We start from the raw sequence: 19,319 nt of genomic DNA on the forward strand, positions 1-19,319 counted from the left end.
CTAAATATTTTTCGCTTTAATTAGATTAAAAAGAAAAAAAGGTGAAGCTATGAAAATTGTACTACGAAAAGAATCCAACATTCCGTATTACAAGCAAATATATATGCAGATTGTTGAAAGAGTACAAAATGGCATGCTTGCACATGGTGACTCCCTCCCATCTTTACGTTCCATGGCTGAAGATTTACAGATCAGCCTATTAACTGTTCGTAAAGCGTATAAGCAATTAGAAACGAAAGACTATATACGCATCAAGCAAGGAAAAGGCGCTTATATACATAAACATGTAAAGAAAGATTTCAAACCAATTCCGTATAAATGGCAACAAACGAAATCTATTAATGTTATGCGTTCTCAATATGCAATGAATCAACACCGTAAATATTATGATTTTTCACAAGCGATTCTGTATCCTCGTTTATTGCCTAATCCGTTCTTGGCAGACGAAATGCATAAAATACTTAATAAAAACCAAATGATTCTAGCAACTTATGGACCTGTTCAAGGTGATTATGAACTGCGAGTTGAAATTGTTAATTACTTAAAAGAACACCAGAAATTAGTGACGGACCCATCTCAATTATTAATTACGAGCGGTGCCCAGCAAGGAATTGATTTAATTGCTCAAACATTATTAAAGCCTGGTGATATAGTATTAGTGGAAAGTCCTTGTTACGGCGCTGCACTTGATGTTTTTGTCAATAAAGGTGTTCAAATCATTCCTATATCTATGGATAATCATGGAATTCGCTCCGACTTAATCGATGATATTTGCCAAAGTAAAAATCCCGTTTTATTGTATACGAATCCAACTTTCCAAAACCCAACAGGTACAGTATTGAGTAAAGAACGGAGAATGGAACTTATAGAGCTAGCGGAGTTATATCAATTTTTTATAATTGAAGATGATTCTTTCGGAGAAATATATTTTGAGGATGCTATAGTCCCTCCTCCTATCAAAAAGTTTGATACGAATGGTCATGTAATATATTTAAAAGGTTTTAGTAAAACGTTAGCACCAGGACTGCGGATCGCTGCTCTTATAGCCGAAGGGCCTATTTTTGAATGGCTATACGCTGTGAAAGGTTCTATGGATATTGGTAGCCCTTTATTAACACAAAAAGCACTCCTACCGTTTTTACGTGCAGAACGTATGAAAAATCATTTAGAAAAATTATGTACAGCATTACAAATTAGACGTGATATAACAATTGATATATTATCCCCATTAAAAGAAATCAATTTTGAAATACCAAAAGGCGGATTTAATTTATGGGTTACACTTCCTAATTCAATAGATCCATTTACTTTATTACAAAAAGCAAATGAAGTAGATGTCTCTTTTTTACCAGGAACAGCTTGTCTATTAAATCCCGAAACAAATAATAATCAATTAAGAGTTAGCTATTCGATGTTAAATGAAAAAGATATGATCATTGGATTAGAGAGATTACATGATACAATGCGAAAGTTTATGCTATAAAAGCAAAGATAGGCAAATACCCCAAAATATTTTGGGGTATTAAATTCTGAAGCGTTCTAATTGCTTTTTATTAAATAAAACTCACCATATAAATAATATTTTCATTATCATTCCATTAAACCTAAAGTGATTGGAAAGGAAAATCGCAACCGCTCTTGTAAGTCTCCTTTTCTTATTTTCCAATCAACTGGATTAACAGATGTCGCAAGAATACGTATTAATACCTCGTTATTCTTAACAACCGGTTTTAAAACTTGTCTTTCTTTTCATTCTTCGACACTACCATATTGATCTATAACAATTGCTTTCATTTCCTCTCCTCCTTGCTGTTTATTTTAATAACATACAATTATTTCTCAAAATTTTTTGCTTTGAATTATCATAAACTTATTTTTGGGGGTAATTACGTAAGAAGCATAATGAATTCCAAAACGAAACTTACACACAGCTAACAATCATTCAAAATTGTATTTTTAATTAAATTCAAAAGAGATGGAGAGAACGCTATGACTGAAAAAATTTTTAAAATAAATGGGATTGATATATGTACAGAAAGCTTTGGGAACCCTAAAAACCCAACTATTTTATTAATTATGGGTGCTACGTGCTCAATGGTTTATTGGGATGAAGAGTTTTGTGAACGGTTGGCGAACACAGGGAAATTTGTTATTCGTTTTGATAACCGTGATGTGGGGCGCTCTGTCGCATATGAACCTGGAACTTCTAATTATTCCGTTACGGATATGGCTGAAGATGCAATTGGGGTACTAGATGCGTATCATATTGATAAAGCACATCTATTTGGTATGTCATTAGGTGGTATGATTGCTCAAATTGCCGCTGTAAAACATCCTGAAAGAATATTAACGTTAACTTTACTAGCTACAAGTGTAATAGGATCTGATAACAACACTCGTGATTTGCCCCCAATGGATGAAAGAATATTAATACATCACGTAAATGGTAAAAATATAGATTGGGCAAATCAAAATGCTGTAGCAGAGTATTTAGTCGCAGGGTCTCGTCTACTTTGCGGATCAAAACGAATCTTTGATGAAAATAGGGTTTATAAACAAGTAAAACAAGAAATAGAACGTGCTAACAATCTATTGAGTATGTTTAATCACGCTTTACTTCAAGGTGATGATGCTTATGAAGGTATACTTCACTCCATACAAGCACCTACATTAGTCATTCACGGAACAGATGATACGGCACTCCCGTTTGAACATGGTCTGGCGCTAATTGATGCAATTCCAAAATCAGTACTATTAACTCTTGAAGGGGCGGGACATGAAAATCATCCTGATGACTGGGAGGACATGATTCAAGCAGTTATAGAACATACATCAAAAATGTAGATGAAACCAATAAATAGAAGGGGCACTAGATGTGCTCCTTCTATTTATTGACTATATACAAACAAAAGCCCATCACTGCATCCGTATGTATAGTGATGGGCGCTTCATTAATTTTTCTATGTTTAAAAGAAAGGACAATCTAATTGATCAACAGAATCCCATGATTTTTTTTTTACATTTTCGGTGGATTTATTTACTTCAACTGGTACGTTTTTAAACGGATTTACTTCAACCTTTAATAGTGATGATGGCTCTATATATAATGAATAAACATGGCTACTTGGTATAATTTTTGATACATCAATATCTCCTACTTGTTTAAATAGTTGCTGTGCTGCAAAGAAAAAGAAATTAGTTGGGTTTGATTGTTTATTCAGCCATGCAAGCATTTCAGGTGATACTGATTTATGAATATTGATTTTTACTCGATCACCACGTTTATATCGCCTAGATCGCATGTTTCCACCAACTAACTTATCGTTAAGTTTGTAAATCCTAACTCTTTTTGTTTATGTTCTCTATACTTTGGCGAACAAGTGTAGACTAATAACCCTCTTGCATTTGTAAATAATGGATTATCTACAAAGATTACATTTGTTAAACGTCCTTTTTGTTTTAAAATCATTTTCAAGCTATTTTTAATGATAACTGCGCCCCCACCATAAATAAACACGTATGGATCGTCTTTCATATCATCAATTTTGTTTATAATATCCGTTGCGACACGCGCTGCTAAACCTAATAATGCTGGTTGTGATTCTTCAACTAATAACGCATTTCTTGGATGCTTTTCATTTAAATAAATTTGGTTAAACTCTGTAATACTATCAATCGTCTTTGTTGGATACTTCCGGTTCCATCTCGTAATTATTTGTAGTAACGTTTCTTTCACACCGTATGATAAACCTTTACTTAGTTGCGGTCGAAAGTTCACGCCTAGTGAAACTACTTCTTCTGTCGTCCCTGCACCAATATCAAAAGATAATAATGTTTTATCAACAAAATCAATTTCTGAAACTTGATTTTGTTCACATTCTATTTTATGTTTCACAACATTGCCTTCTTCATCATATACAATGCCCCACGTCCCAGAAGCGCCCTCAGGTAGGCATTTACAATATTCGATAGAAATATTAATTGTCACATCACGTCCGTTTGGATAATGGAACACAACTTTATGGTTACCCATATAACGTTTTGCATTTTCCGCAGCTATTTCTTGCGTAATAAGTTGCATAGGAAGGGCGACAGATAAATCATAACGGATATTAATATGACTAGAAGTTGGACTTTGACGCATAGCACTTACGGCTAAACCAGATAGAATCGTAATAACCATTAACTCATCCGTTGACTTATTCGATTTCTTCTCAACCTCAGTACCTTTTAATTGATCTTGAATGACTTTTTCTCCAACGATATACCGCACATTATTTAACATTAACGATGGAGAACTAATGGTCACGTCAATGTGATTTTCTAATTCAGATAATGAAACATCTCCCTCATCTAACAATCCTGTAGGCTCTCCTATATATAAAGAATATATACTCGGAATAAAAACAGGGTCTTGCCCTTTCACCATTAACTTCAAACCGTTATTTCCTGCATCAGCACCAGCTTTTAAAAGAATAGACATAACTACCCCCTAAATTAATCTGACATCCCTTCCAAATATATGCGAGCCCATTCTTTTACATTCAAATGTAATGTAATTTTTTATTAATCGTAAAAACAAAATATCATATTCTCGGCTCTATATGTAAAAAATATTTGACATGAAACTTTTCCAATTTTATACTATAATTGTAAAGAGTTTTTTACAACAATGGAGGTGCCATTTCTCATATGAATCGCAAAAAATTCATTTTAATAACAGTCGTTTTATCATTACTTGGAGTGCTTATACATGGAGTTTATAAATACATCGCTGAAGGTGAAATTTTAGGTGGCACAATTTTCACTAGCGCTATAATAATTAGCTACCTTATCAATCATATTACATGGGGAGATTCCCACGGTGTATCAGAAGAAAGTCAGGATGAAATGGGACAACAAATTACATATAAAAGCTCTAAAATTGCATATTTTACGCTCGTAGTTGTAATGTTCCTTATATTACTCTTCTCTGAAGGGTTTTCTATGGGTTCCAATTTAGATGGGGTTAAAAACCTTCCTCTTTTTATCGCCCTGTGCTCTTCATTCTTTTATACTCAGAAAATCTCATCTTTTTATTTTTACATACCCTCAACTATCGCTTTTAATTTATTCACAGTTCGCCAATTTCTTACTGTAGCTGGTGTATGTAACTTTTGAAACTGGTTCATTAATTTAGAATTCCGAATGCTATTTTTGAAAAACAAATACACAACTTTTTCATGTATATAACAATCTTCAGTCTCATTTTTTTGCATAAGCAACTGATCCTTTTCTTTTTCAGAAAGTTCATTCGCTAAGAAAGCAACGTGTAGACTTTCTCCCTCTAGCAATGCATTAACTTCATAAGGACACTTTTTTATAATGTTTATAAATTCATCATGTGTTCTTAGCATGACTGGAACATCAAAATCGAAAATATTTTTAATTTCAGATTGTATTCGTCCCTTTAGAAAGTCTATATCTTCCACAGATTCGAACACGATATTACCGCTTTGTATATATGTTTTTACTTGTTTTAATCCTATTGATTCAAACACTTTTTTCAGATCAGCCATTTTGATTACTTTATGTCCACCTACATTAATTCCCCTTAATAGTGCGATATAGATTATCATATCATTACCCCTTACATTTAAATGGACTTAACAATTTCATTTTATACACATATATTTTACATCGAAAATTATTATAACAAAAAAACTTACTACATGATTATTCAAGAGCAAGTTTTCATCTCATTATTTCATTATAGGTAAATGCATTATGATTTGTTGGCCAATGGGGCCCATTCTTCTAAAACCTTTATCTTGAAAGCCAACTTTTTCATATAAATTTTGTGCTGGAATATTCCTTTCATTCACAGCAAGTACAACTTCATTTTTTATTGGGAAATAGTGTTTTACAAACTCTGATAATAATAACAATGACTTTTTAGCGTATCCTTTCCTTTGACGATTGTGATTTATAGAAAAGGATGTTAAAAGTAAAGCATTCTCATTATTTGTAAATTCCTGTACTCTATCTCCCGTTTGCAATGCGAAAACACCTACAGGTACCCCGTTGTAATCTAAAATAACAACCACATTTTTCGAGCGATCACTTTTGGCTTTTTCCAGTAATTCACCTGGATCGGATGTGAATTGAACTTGTTCACTTGGTAAAGTAAATGATTGAATTATTTCTTTATATTGCTCTTTATATGGAACTAATTGAATTTCCCCAGTATGTATGTTCATGCTAATCTCCCGTTTTTTATCTTTTTAACTTAAACCTTGTTGTGATTTAGAATGTACTTTTCCATCTAGAAATGTAATTTCAACAATTGATTTAGGACTGCTTCCCTTCCAAGCAAAAATTTGTTTAATTTGTGCAGAGTCTTCTACTCCTTCTTCTATGAGTAAATCCCCTTCATAACCTATTAAATCCTTCACTTCCGTATAAGTCATTCCTTCATTTATTTTCGTGAAATGGTTTATATTTATAGATTCTTTCTGCTGAATTTCCGTCACAGTAGAAGAAGTGGCTGTTTGCTGTTTCACTTCTTTCGTCTGTTCACACGCTGTCATACTGAAACTGAGGCATAAACTACATAATATAAATGCACTTTTTTTCATCATAACAGTTGTCCCTCCCATACATAATTAAACCATATATTCCCTTATAAATAAACTGAATATTTAATAATAAGTAAAATAAGCCTCGCACAATGTAGTACGAGGCTTATTTTACTTATTTAAATGATTATTTGATTGGTCATCTTGTTCTTTTCTCAGTTCTTTCTCTTCATCTTTAGGTAATTGTTTATCATTATCTTTAATTGGATTCGTTTCTCGATTTTCAATCATATCATTTGGAACTTGTGGCATAACTCTACCAACAATTGCTGCTAACTCATCGAGTATACCTTCGCCTGTTTTTCCCTTTTTAATTTGTTTTCCAATTTGTTTCAGTCTTTCATACGTATCAACATCTGCTACAACCACTGCATTCGCACCATCTGGATCGTTTTTTAAACTTTCTGCAACAGAGTACTTAATTGATTCTACTCGAGTTCGGTCTAGTTTCGCTTTTACGTCAATACCTACAATAGCATATTTCCCAACTACTACTGCTGTCGCATCATTCACACCAGGTACACTTGCAGCTAACGATGCTAAATGATCTGCTGCTTTTTCATTTGGCTTATTTGATTTATTTGTATAATTAACATTTTTCGTTGAGACATTTTTTTGTTCCGGTTTTTCGTTTGGATTGTCTTTTTTTCCGATACTACATCCAGTAATAACGAAACAGAGTATCAACATATATATTAGGGTTTTCACTATTTTCACCACTTTACTATTAAAGTTTAATCATAAATTTTTTCAACAGCTTGCATTTTCTTCACTTTTTCCTCTGCACCGTTATTAGCATTAATGAAAATTTGGTACGTGTCTTTTCCTAAAGTACCAACAAATTCATAACAAAGCACTTCATTATGCAAATCGTTTACTACCATTGCTTTTCGCTCTTCCATTACCTTTACATCAGGATTGATTTTCTTTCTTGCTTCTGCTGTAGTTAGCTTTGCCGAAGGGATTGTTCGTTTTTGATGTGATGCTAAATATTCTTTCGCTGAAAACCCAACGATAGAACCGTCATCTAAAGCAATTTTCATTTGGATTGCTTCCGGATAGATGCGTACGCCGTTCTCATTTACTACATACGTAAACACACCGATATTGTCGTACTGAGAACTATCATACAGCTCCATATTTTTAAACTTATGATCTTTCAAAAATGTCAATCCTTTACTTCCTGCATCATTTAAACTAATTTTTTGCTCTTTAATTTCTCGATTATTCATAACCCAAATTGGATATCCGCCTTTACCTGTAATATCCATATAATACTCATTATTTGTTGTCGGATCTTTAATTTTCACACTATAGAAAGACTCTTTTGCACCTTTTCCACTTTTCTCAACATCGACTTTTTCATTTCCTTTCAAATTCAAAAACGATTTTGCAATTTTGACAGCCTCATCTTTCGAAATTGCTTTCCCTTCCGCTTCAAACCCACCTTTTTTATTTTTTTGTGCACTTGTAAAGGTCGGTCCAAAGTTTGTAGATGAATATGATGTTACGTTTTTTTCTACAGTTTTTAATCCGTCAATAATCGTGTTATCTGCTGGATCACGGTTTGATGCAAGTGCCATTTCTACATCCATCCAGCGCAAATTATTTTTCAAAACAAGATGTTGTACTTTTCTTAGTTCATCTTGTATATTTCCTGCATTAGAATATAAAGTTTGTAACGTTTTATATTCTTGATCATTTAACGGTTCTTTTTCTAAATCACGAATGGCTGCACGGTAACTAAAATTACCGATATTTGCTAAAAATTCTTCTGTTTTATTAAATGGCATTAATGTTAAAGGAAGTTGTCCTACATCTGAACGAGCCTCAGATGTTAAACGCCACACATCCGCTAATGCAGGTGATAAAGATGAACGCGAATTCATCGCAAGAGTTGTGCCAATTTTATCGTGTAATAAATCAACTTCATACGCTAAATCATGAAACGCACGTTGATAACTATTTTCCGCTCGAATTAATACCGCATTCTTCTCTTGGTGTTCTTTATAACCCCAATATCCTGTTCCTACTACACCGACTGTTAATAATACAATGATAATACCTCGTAACATGTTGCCACCTCCGCTCTATTTACAGAAAATATGTTTACCAATCTTTTTAATTTGTGGACGAGTCCAAATCCATTTACTTGTTGCGGTATCCGGATTGAAATAATATAATGCGTTTCCTGTTGGATCCCATCCGTTAATCGCATCGAGTACAGCTTTTTTCGCTGTTTCATTTGGTGTTAAATATATTTGTCCATCTGCTACCGCAGTGAACGCTCTTGGTTCAAAGATTACTCCTGAAACGGTATTTGGGAACGATGCGCTTGTAACACGGTTTAAAATAACCGCAGCTACTGCAACTTGTCCTAAGTACGGTTCCCCACGTGATTCTCCATATACCGCGTTTGCCATAAGCTGTATATCATTTTGGGAATAACCATTTGGAACATTTGTCCCTTTATTTTGAGATGGTTTATTTTCTTGTGCAGTACCACCACTATTTCCTTTATTCGTTGTCGTTCCTTTATTAGCAGTTGACTTATCATACTTCGTTGCCTTCACGAGCATTTGCTTCGTTTTGGCTCCAGCTAAACCATCAACAGGTAAACCAAATTTCTCTTGAAAATTTCGAAGTGCCCAGTATGTACCCCATCCGAAAACACCATCCACTTTTCCCGTATAAAATCCGTTATATTTCAAACGAGATTGCAGTTCAATGACATCTTCGCCAGATGCTCCCCTTTGAATGACTTGATTAGAAAAAGCTTCTACATTTTTTAGTTGTATACTACTAACCATCAAAGATAGTCCTATGAATACAAGCAACATCGCTATTTTAAAAACAGCTTTTTGACGCATAGATTTCCCTCCTTATTTACAGAAATGAATTCTTGGTTATGTTTTGTAAAAGCCTCGCTTTTATGTAAAGAAGACAAAAAAATCCAAACTAATATCGTTGAAAAAATATGTAAACAATATACAAAAATAATAAAAGGAGTTCATCATGAAGAAATTGTTAAAGCGTGTCGCACTCGTCATTCTGTTTATAACAACATGTTCAAATATATATACCGGCTCATCAATTGTTCATGCGCAGCCACCTTATGCGAAATGGGGTAAACTTGCTGTAGAAAAGACGAAAGAACAATACCCAAAAGCAGAAATTGTCGATTATCTTCATATAGGTAGAAAACCCAAAACCGTTCAAGTAACAGTTGAAAAATTTAAATTGTGGCTACGTGAGGACGGAAAAGAATATGGTGTTTTTGTTGATGTTGAATTTGAAACGAAGACGGAGAAATTTATAAAGATGTCGTTTCAGAAGACGAGTAGATAAAATGAAAGAAACCCCGCTGTTTAGATTCATAACAGCCGGGTTTCTTTCATTTCTAAAATTCTTTTCTAAAATTTCGATTCCCTAAAAATCTTACCAATATACAAATAGCGCCAATTACAACTGCTATCCCGATACTGTATAAAAATACTCTACCATATCCACCTATTCTCGGATCTAAAAACGGATATGGATACCAATTTACGATTGGACCACGAATTAAGCTATATACAACGTAAAAAAACGGGAATAAGAGCCAACTTGAAGCTTGTTTCCAAGCGATTTTCTTATTTGGTGGATTTAATATCCAATCTAAAAGCATGGCAATTGGCATGATATAATGCAGCAGCGTATTTACCCATGGTATTGCGGTTTGAAGTGATTCTTCTAATCCTCTTAATAGTAAAAAATAAATGAGTCCTGTCGTAAGTATATATACCGTTGCTGCACCACGAAGTATACCAAACTGCTCTGATCGACCAAATGTAGCTGTTCCGATACTACTTAAAAGGAGAATACATGCAACTAAAATGTTACTTTCGATAGTGAAGAAACTAAAAAAGTTAACTGGATTGAACGGTTTCACTTGTGCCCGTATTATAAATTGCGTAATGATTGCACTAAATGCTAGAAGGCTTAAACATAGTCTAAAATATAGATAATGTTTTTACATCCCTCATACAGTCCCTCCTCTTCTTATACAAACTTATAATTCTCCTGTACATGCCCGATAAATAACTTTAATGGAACGAGCCCACGTTTAGGCATATGACTACTTATTACAGCAACGACTTCTAACTGCGGAATGATAACGATGTACTGCCCGCCATATCCCATAGCAAAGTACATACAATACGGTATGTGAAATCTTTCGTTATTCAATACCCACCAGTGATATCCATATGCCCCGACATGTTCATACGTTTCAAATAGAGCCGTACTTGATTCTTCTAACCATTTCGATGATACGATTTCATTCCCCTGCCAATATCCATTTTGTAAACATAATATTCCTAGCTTTAATAAATCTTTTGACCTCATTTTCATACCGAAGCCGCCGACATGTATTCCTTGTGGGTCTTGTTGCCACTCATATTCGGTAATTTCTAATGGATCAAATAAATATCTTTTCGCAAACTGCTCTGTCGTCATTCCAGTAGCTTTTTGGATAATGTAACTAAGTAAATGCGAAGAACCTGAGTTATAATTCATTTTTGTAGCGGGTTCTTCAATTATTGGCTTTGCTAATATGTACTGCACCCAGTTCTCTGATTCAACAAAATCATTTGGGAAAACGACCCCATTCCCAAACTCCTTCCAGTCTTCTCCTGTTGTCATCGTTAATAGATGGCAAATTGTTAATTCGCTTTTTTCTTTTGGTACATTTAGAATCCATTTTGTTATTGGTGTATGTATATCATTTATATATCCTTTACCTATTGCAATACCTATTAATATAGATACAATGCTTTTTGTAATCGAATTTATTTTATATAAGTTATTTGCACATTCGGGTGTTTTATAATACTCAGTTGTTAATTCCCCTTTTTGATAAACAAGAAATGTATTTACTTTTCTCTTTTCAAATTTATTTTCTAGCTGCTTGAAATTCAATACTTTACCTCCATTTAAATAGTTACTCAATTATTATATCTTGTAGCTTCTATTAAAACATAAGTGAGTTCAAATAAAAAACAAACCTGTCAGTTTAACTGACAGGTTTGTTTTTATAATTTCGTGCGAACATTCCAAAGCTCTGGGAAGAACTGTTGATCAAGTACTCGTTTTAAATAGGATACACCAGAAGAGCCACCTGTTCCCATTTTATGTCCAATAATACGTTCTACCGTTTTCATATGACGGAAACGCCATTGTTGTAACCAATCTTCAATATCGATTAATTTTTCAGCAAGCTGATATAAATTCCAATATTTCTTCACGTCCGCATACACTTCTATCCAAGCTGCTTCCACTGTTGCATCTTCTTCGTAAGGCTGCGTAATATCACGATTTAACACATCTTTATGAATAGGGAATCCTTCTTTTACAAGAGCCTCTATTGCCACATCATACAGACTTGGTGCATGTAGCGCTGTATGAAGTCGAGCGTGTAATTCTGGATCTTTTTCATAAATTTTTAATGCGTGCGGCGTTTTATAGCCAAGTGCATACTCAATCATACGGTATTGATACGATTGAAAACCTGAAGCTTGACCGAGCGAGTCACGAAATTCAATGTACTCTGATGGCGTTAATGTCGCAAGAATATCCCAAGATTGAATAATTTGAGACTGAATTTTTGATACACGTGCTAACATTTTAAATGCTGGTTGTAATTTATCTTGTTTAATCGATTCAATTGCTGCGTTTAACTCATGTAAAATAAGCTTCATCCAAAGTTCGCTTGCTTGGTGAATTACGATGAACAACATTTCATCATGATGATCTGATAATCTCTTTTGAGAAGATAGTAAACTATCTAATTGTAAATACTCCCCATACGTCATATTCTCTTTAAAGTCCGTATGAATTCCTTTTTCCATAATTATCTTTTCGTTTTCTTTCATATTAGCCAAACGCCCCTTTTATATATTTCTACTTATATTGGTCTAATAACTGCTCGAACTGGACTTCCATCTGCATCTGTTAAGGCAAGCGGTAATGCAATTAATTCATAATCGCCGTCTGCTACATGATCTAGTACGACATTTTCTAAAATGTGAATTCCATATTTAAACAATTGATGATGCGCTGCTAATTCTTTATCATCTAATGGATCAACTGATGGTACATCCACCCCGATTAAACGTATACCTTTCTCTGAAAGAAACGGTGCTATATCCGCACGTAAATGCGGGATTACATCTGGGAATTCATTAGCTTTACCATGTGAAGATGTGCGTAACAACAATCGTTCTACTCCTTCTAAATGAAAGCTTTCTAGTTCCTTTTTCCCGATGCTTTCAAGATTAGAAACGTCAATAATTCGCGCAGGTCCGACGTAAACTTGAATATCTAAATCTATTACTTTCTTCCCATCATTGTCAAAATGAAAAGGGGCGTCAATATGAGTACCTGTATGAATACTCATCGTTAACTTTCCGACATTTACTGAGCCACTCTCTTCTTTCGACCATGAAACTTCATACGAGAACGGTGTATCACCTGGCCAAGTGGCAATATCATTATTTAGCGGTTGTGAAATATCAATCCACTCTGATGTTTTCATACTTATGCCACAACCTCTCGCTTATTTTTAAACTGCTTATACTCTTCATTTTTCATTATTTCCTTTAATATTTGTACAGATTTCCACACTTCTTCGTATGTGTTATATAAAGCGACCGGCGCGAGTCTTACTCCGTTAGGTGCACGGAAATCAGGAATAACTCCATTTGCTTTTAACGCTTTACATATGCGTGCTGCTTCTGCATGCTCTAAATAAATATGTCCGCCTCGTTTTTCATCTTCTAATGGATTTCCAATTGTAAATCCGAAATCTTTTAATTCATGCTCAATTAAATTAAGCATATATCTTGTAATATGTAGGGATTTTTCACGTAACCGTTCTATACCAGCATCTTTAAATATTTCAAGTGAACCGATTAAAGGTGCAGTACTTAATACGTGCGGTGTACCAATTTGATAAGCACCTGCATGATCAGCAGCTGTTAATGTATGTTCCATATCAAACTGCTTATCTTTTCTAGAACTAAACCAACCAGACAATCCTGGAAGTCTATTAAAATGTTTATTATTTATATAAAGGCCCCCAACACCGCCAGGTCCTGCATTTAAATATTTATAATTACACCATACGGCGAAATCAACATCCCACTCTTTGAAATGATGTGGAATAGATCCTATTGAATGACATAAATCAAATCCAATATGAATGTCTCGTTTATGAGCTTCCGCTGTTAAACGTTTCATATCAAGAATTTGACCACTTCTATATAAAACAGAAGGTAATAAAATTAAAGCGATATCATCTTCCATTGCCTGAATAATATCTTCTTCAGAAAGTGTTCTACCATCTCGGCTTTTAACTCGTACTAAATGCTCTTCTGGATCTAATCCTTTTAAACGAATTTGACTTTGAAGCGCATAAATATCTGATGGAAATGTTAATTCATCAGCAAGAATTTTTGTACGTATTCCTTTCGGCTCATAGAAAGTTGCGATTACTTGATGAATATTCGTTGTCGTGGAACCGGTTACAATAGTTTCTTCCGGTAAAGCTCCAATAAGAGGCGCAGTCAATTCACCTAATTTCTCCGAAAGGAAAAACCACGGATGCTCACCCTCGGTCCAGCCGTCAATGCCATATTCTTTCCATGAATCCAGTAAAGTAAGTAACGATTTTTCTGCTCTTTTCGAAAGTAGCCCTAATGAATTTCCATCTAAATATATTGTTTCTTCTTTTTTATAGAATTCAGTTTGAAAATCTTTCAGCTCATCATGTTTATCACATTCAAGCGCAAATTCATAAGTTGGTTGAAATGGTTCTTTATACATGGTGTCACCTTCTTTTAATTTTCTTTTTATTCTAACTAATTGAAATATATCACCTTAGTTGATACAACGTCAATGATATTATGTCAGTTGACTTTATATATGAACTTCTTTTACAATACAGTTATATTTTCAGATATTTCAGTATAAAGAGGTGATTCTTTGAAAAACAGTACTCTTTCACCAAGAAAACACCGCTCCTTAGAGACAAAGAAGAAACTATTACACTCTGGTTACACTATTTTTATAAGTAACGGATTTCAGAAAACAACCATTACGCAAATTATTAAACATGCAGAAACTGGTTACGGAACGGCATATGTATACTTTAAAAACAAAGATGATCTCCTCATCGTTTTAATGGAAGATGTCATGAATCAATTTTATGACATTGCTGAGCGCTCCTTTTCTCCTCAAACAAAAGAAGAAGCACGTAATATGATTCAAAATCAAGTGAGAGCATTCCTCCAATTAGCTGAAGAAGAACGGGCTATTTTGCAAGTTGTAGAAGAAGCGATCGGGTTATCAAAAGAGATACGTCAAAAATGGGATGAGATTCGAGAACGATTTATAAAAAGTATTGCGCAGGATATTACGTACTCTCAAGGAAATGGATTAGCTCATCCTGAATTAAATAAAGAAATTGTTGCGCGTGCTTGGTTCGCAATGAATGAGGTGTTTCTTTGGACGATTGTGCGAAATAACAAAGAGGTAGAACTAGAAGAAATAGTATATACGTTAACTGAAATGTATACGACAGGGTTGTATGCATAGCGCACTTTCGCAGATAAACAAATAGAACATATCCTTAACCTTTCTGAACTTACTTATTAGATAACAAAAAAATTGTATTGATAAAGAAATATATGTAAGAGCTGTTGAGATTTCCAATAAAAAATCTTCAAACAGTAAAAGCGTTACTCAAGAGATTGAGTAACGCTTTAACCTTAATATATGTCTTTAATATTAATCTTCTTTATGATAAGCAGTTTCTACACATTCTGCTAGACGCTCAATTTGTTCCATAGTTAAACCTCTTGAAATCCAGCCTGTTAACTTATACATAAATTTATAATAAAAATTACTGGGTTCATATTCTGAAATTAATGTTAGTACTGTATCTTCCTCATCTTCTTCTAACATATAAGTCATTGCTGAATAACCTTGCTTCATTTCACTACCTAGTGAAATAATATGCGGTGCATCGTATTCAAGGATCTCTACTTCTGCCTCGAATATCTTCTTACCGATTTTTTGAACAGAAATATATTTATCTCCTACACATGGACTCTTTTGATCCATATTTAAAGGATAACGATTTTCTATTATAAACGTATTCCATTCTTTTATTTTTTCATCTTCTATTATGTAGTCACATACTACATCAACTGGTGCTTTTATTACTATTTCTAGCGCGAAACTCATTAAACTGCCCCTCTCAAATACCCTATCCATTTCTATTTTAACTAAATCATTATGCCATATTTTATATAGTGAAATACAAGTGGAATTTTAAGTTTTATTGCGAGAATGTTTATCGTAATAAGAAAATCATGTTTAAGTAATTTAAATACTTATTCATACAAAATATTTTATCAAAGATACAACAATTAAAAACAAAGCCACAAGTAGTAAAGCAATCCCTATACTTCTATTTTCTTTTTCGTTATTTTTAAAATTTTGCACCCCTAAACTAACTAACATAAACCCTAAAAGCATTTGTAAAATTAGCATACTCTGTTCCGAAGCATCATTCCAACTATACATGGAATACCCCATTACAATAATTGCAAGTATAATCGTTAAGATCCTATTCATATGAAAATCCCTCCTATAAAAAAAGAAACCGCTAAGTTTCCTTAGTGGTTTTATTAACAATTTATATTTACTAAAATTGTTTTTATGAATTTGATATCAATCAAAAGAATTTCCTGGCCAATATAATTATGTATGTTAGCACACTTTTTCTTTATTCAGTCTACTTACAATTCCAACTATAAATTTATATTCAATCCTCTTTTTCTTAACTTTCTTAAACCCTTCTTTCGTATCAAAAATTAAACACGTTTTCCGAAACCACATTCGTACATATAATGACTCAAAATAAATAGGTTTTATAATTCCTCTTTCTTCAAATTCAGTTCCATCTTTATTTTCGGTTTCTGTTCGAACAAACCACTTATTTCCGATGCCAATTTCAATATACTTCACATAAGTTCCCCTTTCGGAAATTAATTTCTAACTATTCTATTATTTCCCCGGTAAGCGCATATTCCGACAGAACATGAGCTCACAAAGAAAAAGTAGATTACAAAAATCTACTTTATAGCTTATATTTTTGCATTCGTTTATAAAATGTACTTCGAGGTACATCTAAAAGTTTTGCAGCTAACGAAACATTTCCATTCGTCTTTTCTAGCGCTTCAATCATGCTATCCCGCTGTATTTTTTCACGGAAATTTAATGTGTTCTCTGTTTTATTTTCTGCTTGCAATTCAAGTTGATGTTGATTTCCCATCATTGTTTGTAATAAAAAAGAGATTTGTTTTTCGCATATTTCCCGTCCTTGCGACAAAATGTAAATGCGTTCTAATACATTTAATAATTCTCGAATATTTCCTGGCCATGTATGTTGATAAAATTGATTACAAATACTCTTTGGAAATACAACATTCCAATTCTTTCGTTCGCAAAAATGTTTTATGAAGTACGGAATATCCTCTTTTCTTTCTATTAACGATGGAACATAAAGTGGATAAACATGTAAACGATAATATAAATCTTGACGGAATTTCCCTTCTTCTACTAATCGCAATAAATCTTTATGTGTCGCAGTAATAATACGAATATTTACTGGTACCTCTTTTGAACTGCCAATTGGTGTAACAGTTCGTTCTTGTAAAACACGCAATAATGCTACTTGCATCTCTGGCGGCACTTCACCAATTTCATCTAAAAACATTGTTCCTCCATCTGCTTGTTCGAATTTCCCTTTATATCCTTGGCGCCGCGCACCTGTAAACGCTCCTTCAGCATAACCGAATAGTTCACTTTCCATTAATTCTTTCGGTAATGAACCGCAGTTAACAGCTATAAAAGGACCACTTTTTCTTGGACTATTTTCATGAATTGATCTCGCAACATATTCTTTCCCTACACCTGTTTCCCCGCACACATATACACTAGCGTCAGTTGGTGATACAAGCTTAATTTCTTCTAAAGTATGTTGAAATGCACTGCTCGTCCCAATAACTCCAGGGAAAGCAATTCCGTTTATAAATGAGGAAGTAGAAAGTAAATGTTCTTGTTTATTTTCCTTTAAATAAATACATTTCCCAATCATTCTATTATTACTGTATACTGGTACTTCTAACTTAGATTTCAATCCATTGTGCATTAAATCTTCAAGTTTCATTCGTGACCAATTACATACTCGTTCACGAATTCGCTTGCTCGCAGAAACGATAATATCACGATGATTACAAATAACAACTTGTTCATCACTGTCGATTACATCTAAAAAACGATGGATTAAATGTAGTTCATTTTGATGCACTCGAATACTACATTCACGTTCAATCGCATGTGCAATCGAAGTTACCATCCCGAGCATATATGGATGTGAAAACTCAATCGGACAAGAGAAATCTAAAACGCCTATTAATTTCCCATCATCATTATGAATGGGAGCGGCCGCACAGCTCCAGCTATGAGATGCGACAGAATAATGTTCTGTTCCACTTACCATAATAGCCTCTTCAATCTCTAACGCTGTTCCGATCGCATTTGTGCCAACAGCTGCTTCCGTCCATTTCACACCTTCAATGAAGTTAATATGTTTCGCTCTTTTCAATGTTTGTTGATTTCCACTTAACGATAAAACGTAACCGTCAGGATCAATTAATAATGCCATCATTTGCAGTTCATCAATGGTTTTTCTCATATTTTGTATTTGTGGTATTGCTATATCTAGGAAGATTTCACTCTTTTTCTTTTGGTCTTGAAAAATATTAGAAGACAAAATTTTCTGACCTTTATTCATATGAGGATTCACATTTGCTTGTTTACATCGATGCCATGACTCTGAAATTCTTTCATTTATACGGTTCGAATCAAGTACTCCTTCATCAACAAACTTTTTCCATGTATGTAAGTAAAATGGTGAAGCTAACATTGTATCATCTCCCTTTTAATTGTTTTGGAGATTAAAAAACATACTTTTATTATAAAACTGAATAAAAGCGTTTTCAATCAAACTAGAAAGACGACACAAATATGTTAATAATTTGAATATCTTAATTCGCTTCTTTATTCTTTTTTAGTAGCACTATAATTTGTATAATGGACGCAAAGAAAATACATAACCAAAACCACTTTTGTGGCGTATCATTTATAAAGAAAACTATCACCGCTATCGCAAATAAAATAGTGGATGCTAAACTAAAATATAATTTTGTTTTAATTCCCATTATTCCTCACCCCTCTATCACTTTACAGTACATACTAACTCTTCATTTTTCATCTCTACTATGTACTCCTGTAAAACATATTCTTTCCCGCCATGCTTTTCATACCAATCATGTATTCTTCTAACATGCTTCTCATCACTTCTAATTTTTGATTCAATTTCTTTATAATGTTCATAACTATCATATTCCCATATGGCAAACACTTCAGTCGTACCATTCTTATTATCTTTCATCCAGCGTCCTATTAGCCTAGAGCCATGCTTTAACTGATTAGGTAAGTTCGTATTATTAAAATGATCATTAAATATTTTAATAAATTCACTTTTTACTATATAGTACTTTCTTCTATAAAACATACATTCCCACCTCTTTT

22 protein-coding genes and 3 pseudogenes are annotated in these 19,319 nt (G+C 33.6%); 5 read left to right on the top strand and 20 right to left on the bottom strand.

The genetic code is table 11. The features are described 5' to 3' along the window. Positions 1–49 precede the first annotated feature (49 nt). The gene (pdxR, locus tag DN410_RS02075; RefSeq protein WP_149175120.1) at positions 50–1,483 is read left to right on the top strand and encodes a MocR-like pyridoxine biosynthesis transcription factor PdxR; all 1,434 of its coding nucleotides are present in this window, start codon (positions 50–52) and stop codon (positions 1,481–1,483) included. Positions 1,484–1,599: 116 nt separating this feature from the next. On the opposite strand, the pseudogene DN410_RS02080 reads toward pdxR, so the two are convergent. Then, positions 1,600–1,794: pseudogene (locus tag DN410_RS02080) on the bottom strand (alcohol dehydrogenase catalytic domain-containing protein); the annotation flags it as partial. Between the two features lie 195 nt (positions 1,795–1,989). Here DN410_RS02080 and mle point away from each other — a divergent pair. Then, positions 1,990–2,844: a BCA family alpha/beta fold macrolide esterase gene (gene mle / locus DN410_RS02085; protein ID WP_149175121.1), complete on the top strand. Its 855-nt coding sequence runs from the start codon at positions 1,990–1,992 to the stop codon at positions 2,842–2,844. Positions 2,845–2,966: 122 nt separating this feature from the next. Here mle and DN410_RS02090 read toward each other — a convergent pair whose 3' ends face one another. Beyond that, positions 2,967–3,302 (bottom strand): hypothetical protein, encoded by a 336-nt coding sequence (locus DN410_RS02090; RefSeq protein WP_001257763.1) that lies wholly within the window; start codon positions 3,300–3,302, stop codon positions 2,967–2,969. 11 nt (positions 3,303–3,313) lie between these two features. Beyond that, on the bottom strand, positions 3,314–4,483 hold the full coding sequence (locus DN410_RS02095; protein ID WP_000025628.1) for a ParM/StbA family protein: 1,170 nt from the start codon (positions 4,481–4,483) through the stop codon (positions 3,314–3,316). Positions 4,484–4,692: 209 nt separating this feature from the next. Between DN410_RS02095 and DN410_RS02100 the strand changes: the two are divergent. After that, positions 4,693–5,052, top strand: a pseudogene (locus DN410_RS02100) (hypothetical protein); the annotation flags it as partial. Between the two features lie 29 nt (positions 5,053–5,081). Here DN410_RS02100 and DN410_RS02105 read toward each other — a convergent pair. The 6 genes from DN410_RS02105 to sleB all read right to left on the bottom strand — a co-directional run bounded on the left by DN410_RS02105 (position 5,082) and on the right by sleB (position 9,487). Further along, positions 5,082–5,618: a DUF1697 domain-containing protein gene (locus tag DN410_RS02105; RefSeq protein ID WP_149175122.1), complete on the bottom strand. Its 537-nt coding sequence runs from the start codon at positions 5,616–5,618 to the stop codon at positions 5,082–5,084. Positions 5,619–5,741: 123 nt separating this feature from the next. Next, positions 5,742–6,239 carry a GNAT family N-acetyltransferase gene (locus DN410_RS02110; RefSeq protein ID WP_149175123.1) on the bottom strand — a complete coding sequence of 166 codons (498 nt, stop codon included), beginning with the start codon at positions 6,237–6,239 and terminating at the stop codon, positions 5,742–5,744. 24 nt (positions 6,240–6,263) lie between these two features. After that, positions 6,264–6,620, bottom strand: coding sequence for a DUF3862 domain-containing protein (locus DN410_RS02115; RefSeq protein WP_149175124.1), 357 nt, complete (start codon positions 6,618–6,620; stop codon positions 6,264–6,266). A gap of 108 nt (positions 6,621–6,728) precedes the next feature. Beyond that, positions 6,729–7,325: a YhcN/YlaJ family sporulation lipoprotein gene (locus DN410_RS02120; RefSeq protein ID WP_149175125.1), complete on the bottom strand. Its 597-nt coding sequence runs from the start codon at positions 7,323–7,325 to the stop codon at positions 6,729–6,731. 26 nt (positions 7,326–7,351) lie between these two features. Then, positions 7,352–8,692, bottom strand: a complete 1,341-nt coding sequence (ypeB, locus tag DN410_RS02125) for a germination protein YpeB (protein WP_149175126.1) — start codon at positions 8,690–8,692, stop codon at positions 7,352–7,354. Between the two features lie 15 nt (positions 8,693–8,707). Continuing rightward, positions 8,708–9,487, bottom strand: a complete 780-nt coding sequence (gene sleB, locus DN410_RS02130) for a spore cortex-lytic enzyme (RefSeq protein ID WP_149175127.1) — start codon at positions 9,485–9,487, stop codon at positions 8,708–8,710. Between the two features lie 145 nt (positions 9,488–9,632). Between sleB and DN410_RS02140 the strand changes: the two genes are divergently transcribed. Next, on the top strand, positions 9,633–9,965 hold the full coding sequence (locus DN410_RS02140) for a DUF3889 domain-containing protein (RefSeq protein ID WP_149175129.1): 333 nt from the start codon (positions 9,633–9,635) through the stop codon (positions 9,963–9,965). Positions 9,966–10,017: 52 nt separating this feature from the next. On the opposite strand, the pseudogene DN410_RS02145 reads toward DN410_RS02140, so the two are convergent. From DN410_RS02145 to kynU, 5 genes and pseudogenes are all read right to left on the bottom strand, one after another. After that, a pseudogene (locus tag DN410_RS02145) lies at positions 10,018–10,642 on the bottom strand (Pr6Pr family membrane protein). A gap of 16 nt (positions 10,643–10,658) precedes the next feature. Next, positions 10,659–11,576, bottom strand: a complete 918-nt coding sequence (locus DN410_RS02150; protein ID WP_149175130.1) for a serine hydrolase domain-containing protein — start codon at positions 11,574–11,576, stop codon at positions 10,659–10,661. Between the two features lie 113 nt (positions 11,577–11,689). Continuing rightward, positions 11,690–12,529, bottom strand: coding sequence for a tryptophan 2,3-dioxygenase (gene kynA / locus DN410_RS02155; protein ID WP_098228401.1), 840 nt, complete (start codon positions 12,527–12,529; stop codon positions 11,690–11,692). Positions 12,530–12,561: 32 nt separating this feature from the next. Continuing rightward, a complete protein-coding gene (gene kynB, locus DN410_RS02160) occupies positions 12,562–13,191 on the bottom strand; it encodes an arylformamidase (RefSeq protein ID WP_149175131.1) in 630 nt (209 codons plus the stop codon). Between the two features lie 2 nt (positions 13,192–13,193). Next, positions 13,194–14,480, bottom strand: coding sequence for a kynureninase (kynU, locus tag DN410_RS02165; RefSeq protein WP_149175132.1), 1,287 nt, complete (start codon positions 14,478–14,480; stop codon positions 13,194–13,196). Positions 14,481–14,639: 159 nt separating this feature from the next. Between kynU and DN410_RS02170 the strand changes: the two genes are divergently transcribed. Continuing rightward, complete coding sequence (locus DN410_RS02170) at positions 14,640–15,251, top strand: TetR/AcrR family transcriptional regulator (protein WP_149175133.1); 612 nt, start codon at positions 14,640–14,642, stop codon at positions 15,249–15,251. Between the two features lie 192 nt (positions 15,252–15,443). Here the strand turns inward: DN410_RS02170 and DN410_RS02175 are convergent, their stop codons facing one another. The 6 genes from DN410_RS02175 to DN410_RS02195 all read right to left on the bottom strand — a co-directional run bounded on the left by DN410_RS02175 (position 15,444) and on the right by DN410_RS02195 (position 19,302). Continuing rightward, on the bottom strand, positions 15,444–15,902 hold the full coding sequence (locus DN410_RS02175) for an SRPBCC domain-containing protein (RefSeq protein ID WP_149175134.1): 459 nt from the start codon (positions 15,900–15,902) through the stop codon (positions 15,444–15,446). Between the two features lie 153 nt (positions 15,903–16,055). After that, positions 16,056–16,295 (bottom strand): YczI family protein, encoded by a 240-nt coding sequence (locus DN410_RS02180; protein ID WP_149175135.1) that lies wholly within the window; start codon positions 16,293–16,295, stop codon positions 16,056–16,058. 135 nt (positions 16,296–16,430) lie between these two features. Next, on the bottom strand, positions 16,431–16,688 hold the full coding sequence (locus DN410_RS02185; RefSeq protein ID WP_149175136.1) for a DUF3977 family protein: 258 nt from the start codon (positions 16,686–16,688) through the stop codon (positions 16,431–16,433). A gap of 112 nt (positions 16,689–16,800) precedes the next feature. Further along, positions 16,801–18,651: a sigma-54-dependent Fis family transcriptional regulator gene (locus DN410_RS02190; RefSeq protein ID WP_149175137.1), complete on the bottom strand. Its 1,851-nt coding sequence runs from the start codon at positions 18,649–18,651 to the stop codon at positions 16,801–16,803. Between the two features lie 121 nt (positions 18,652–18,772). Next, the gene (locus DN410_RS27785; protein WP_179958560.1) at positions 18,773–18,946 is read right to left on the bottom strand and encodes a hypothetical protein; all 174 of its coding nucleotides are present in this window, start codon (positions 18,944–18,946) and stop codon (positions 18,773–18,775) included. 17 nt (positions 18,947–18,963) lie between these two features. After that, positions 18,964–19,302: an NIPSNAP family protein gene (locus DN410_RS02195; RefSeq protein WP_149175138.1), complete on the bottom strand. Its 339-nt coding sequence runs from the start codon at positions 19,300–19,302 to the stop codon at positions 18,964–18,966. Positions 19,303–19,319: the final 17 nt, after the last annotated feature.

Source organism: Bacillus sp. SH5-2 (assembly GCF_008368905.1).
GTDB classification, from domain to species: domain Bacteria; phylum Bacillota; class Bacilli; order Bacillales; family Bacillaceae_G; genus Bacillus_A; species Bacillus_A luti.

What these genes read in the sequence shown, in the direction of transcription:
- DN410_RS02140 (WP_149175129.1), top strand. Translation starts at nt 9,633, where the DNA reads ATGAAGAAATTGTTAAAGCGTGTCGCACTCGTCATTCTGTTTATAACA.
- kynA (WP_098228401.1), bottom strand. Translation starts at nt 12,529, where the DNA reads ATGAAAGAAAACGAAAAGATAATTATGGAAAAAGGAATTCATACGGAC.
- pdxR (WP_149175120.1), top strand. Translation starts at nt 50, where the DNA reads ATGAAAATTGTACTACGAAAAGAATCCAACATTCCGTATTACAAGCAA.
- DN410_RS02090 (WP_001257763.1), bottom strand. Translation starts at nt 3,302, where the DNA reads ATGCGATCTAGGCGATATAAACGTGGTGATCGAGTAAAAATCAATATT.
- DN410_RS02195 (WP_149175138.1), bottom strand. Translation starts at nt 19,302, where the DNA reads ATGTTTTATAGAAGAAAGTACTATATAGTAAAAAGTGAATTTATTAAA.
- DN410_RS02110 (WP_149175123.1), bottom strand. Translation starts at nt 6,239, where the DNA reads ATGAACATACATACTGGGGAAATTCAATTAGTTCCATATAAAGAGCAA.
- DN410_RS02190 (WP_149175137.1), bottom strand. Translation starts at nt 18,651, where the DNA reads ATGTTAGCTTCACCATTTTACTTACATACATGGAAAAAGTTTGTTGAT.
- kynU (WP_149175132.1), bottom strand. Translation starts at nt 14,480, where the DNA reads ATGTATAAAGAACCATTTCAACCAACTTATGAATTTGCGCTTGAATGT.
- ypeB (WP_149175126.1), bottom strand. Translation starts at nt 8,692, where the DNA reads ATGTTACGAGGTATTATCATTGTATTATTAACAGTCGGTGTAGTAGGA.
- DN410_RS02180 (WP_149175135.1), bottom strand. Translation starts at nt 16,295, where the DNA reads ATGAATAGGATCTTAACGATTATACTTGCAATTATTGTAATGGGGTAT.
- DN410_RS02175 (WP_149175134.1), bottom strand. Translation starts at nt 15,902, where the DNA reads ATGAGTTTCGCGCTAGAAATAGTAATAAAAGCACCAGTTGATGTAGTA.
- sleB (WP_149175127.1), bottom strand. Translation starts at nt 9,487, where the DNA reads ATGCGTCAAAAAGCTGTTTTTAAAATAGCGATGTTGCTTGTATTCATA.
- kynB (WP_149175131.1), bottom strand. Translation starts at nt 13,191, where the DNA reads ATGAAAACATCAGAGTGGATTGATATTTCACAACCGCTAAATAATGAT.
- DN410_RS27785 (WP_179958560.1), bottom strand. Translation starts at nt 18,946, where the DNA reads ATGGGAATTAAAACAAAATTATATTTTAGTTTAGCATCCACTATTTTA.
- DN410_RS02115 (WP_149175124.1), bottom strand. Translation starts at nt 6,620, where the DNA reads ATGATGAAAAAAAGTGCATTTATATTATGTAGTTTATGCCTCAGTTTC.
- mle (WP_149175121.1), top strand. Translation starts at nt 1,990, where the DNA reads ATGACTGAAAAAATTTTTAAAATAAATGGGATTGATATATGTACAGAA.
- DN410_RS02105 (WP_149175122.1), bottom strand. Translation starts at nt 5,618, where the DNA reads ATGATAATCTATATCGCACTATTAAGGGGAATTAATGTAGGTGGACAT.
- DN410_RS02095 (WP_000025628.1), bottom strand. Translation starts at nt 4,483, where the DNA reads ATGTCTATTCTTTTAAAAGCTGGTGCTGATGCAGGAAATAACGGTTTG.